The organism is Rhizobacter sp. P2_H2, assembly GCF_056403375.1.
Window position 1 is genome coordinate 1 of the sequence record NZ_JBFUFP010001286.1, and the last position, 1,372, is coordinate 1,372.

General features: G+C 64.5%; 2 protein-coding genes and 1 pseudogene. 1 reads left to right on the forward strand and 2 read right to left on the reverse strand.

Annotated elements, in window-relative coordinates:
• Positions 1–486 (reverse strand): annotated as a pseudogene (locus tag AC1D15_RS32390) (hypothetical protein); the annotation flags it as partial.
• Between the two features lie 71 nt (positions 487–557).
• Between AC1D15_RS32390 and AC1D15_RS32395 the strand changes: the two are divergent.
• Positions 558–1,046, forward strand: coding sequence for a hypothetical protein (locus tag AC1D15_RS32395; protein ID WP_477829290.1), 489 nt, complete (start codon positions 558–560; stop codon positions 1,044–1,046).
• 118 nt (positions 1,047–1,164) lie between these two features.
• Here AC1D15_RS32395 and AC1D15_RS32400 read toward each other — a convergent pair.
• On the reverse strand, positions 1,165–1,372 hold a 208-nt coding region (locus tag AC1D15_RS32400; protein WP_477829291.1), incomplete at its 5' end, for a hypothetical protein.

The following is a 1,372-nucleotide window of genomic DNA, read 5'->3' on the forward strand; positions in this document are numbered from 1 at the left end:
CTTGTGCCCATCGAGGGCATTCAGGATCAGCGCCTCTTCACCCAGCTCGGTCCCCTTGGCGGGCAGCAAGCGGCGGTCGCGTTGTACATCGATCCTCGCCGCCTTGCCGAGCGCTTCGACTTCTCGCGCGTCCTTCGCGTTGTAGCTGGAGTACCCGCGAGGCAACAGGCGCAGTGGATTGCCGACCATTGCGGCGGGCGACTTGCGGAGGTGCCAGTCGATCGCGCGAGCAACAGCTTGCACGCGCTTTCGTATGCTGCCCGGCGACAGGTTGCTCTCCAACTTCATGTGGCGCACCCATCGCTCGGCCCACTGATAGTTGAGATCGATCAACTTGAGTGGCGCCAGACCATTGATCATGGGACCGAGAGTGTCCTGGTCACTCTGCGACGGTTCACCGGAGTTCAGCCACGCTCGAATCACCGGTCCGAGCAAGGCCGCCGAGGCGACTGGACGCTTGGCTTGCTCTTGCAGCTCGGCTGGCACGATGCCCGCCGCCAGCCGTCGGGCGGCGCGCCGGGCGACATCGTGTTCGTCTACTGACGGGAGCCGCGCACATGGCAGAGATGTGGCGATATGACGCGGGGGGTGTGGCGCGCAAGGCTCGCGAGGTGTGGCGTTACGACCCAGGTGGCACGCCGCGCAAGGCGCGCGAGATCTGGCGGTTCGATGCGGGTGGCGTCGCGCGGAAGGTCTTCAGCGGTTCGTTCGTGTTGACGGCCTCGACGGCGACCGTGTGGGGCTCGGGCTTCACGGCGACTCGGGGTGCATCCGTGCCAGTGACCACCAGCCCTGTGACGCTGACGGTCCAGGGCGGGGCGGGGGTCTTCACCTATGCCTGGGCGACATTGTCGGGGTCGGCCGCGACCGCGATGTCACCCAACTTGCCGACGACACAGTTCCGGCGCAATGCCGCTGCGCCGTCGGTCGTGGGCAAGGCCAACACCCTCAGCGGGGTSCAGCGGTGCACGGTGACGGAARTCAATACGGGCGAGGTGAAGACGATCGACGTGACRGTGGTCACSGAGCACTGGTACGACTTTTAAGGAAAGTCACCTGCGTAGAGGTTGCGGCCTGTCACGCGCGATCGTCGCGCGCCTGCTTGTTGCCGCAAAGCGGCGGTGCGCTGCGCCTGCGGAGCGTGTCCCTATTGACGACTGTTCGTCAACGAGGGCTTGTCGGATGGCGCTTCTTCGGTTCAACGTTTTTTTCTGCTCCCTGCCTTTCTTGGCGCCAGCGGGTGTGATAGGTATCACTTGCAAGCCACCCAAGGAACAGGGCGCTCAGCGCGTCGACAAAGGCCTCCAGAAGTTCCATCGGCGTCGTCGGAACCATCTCCCAGCTAATCTTCTCCAAGAGTCGCGTAAAGGGG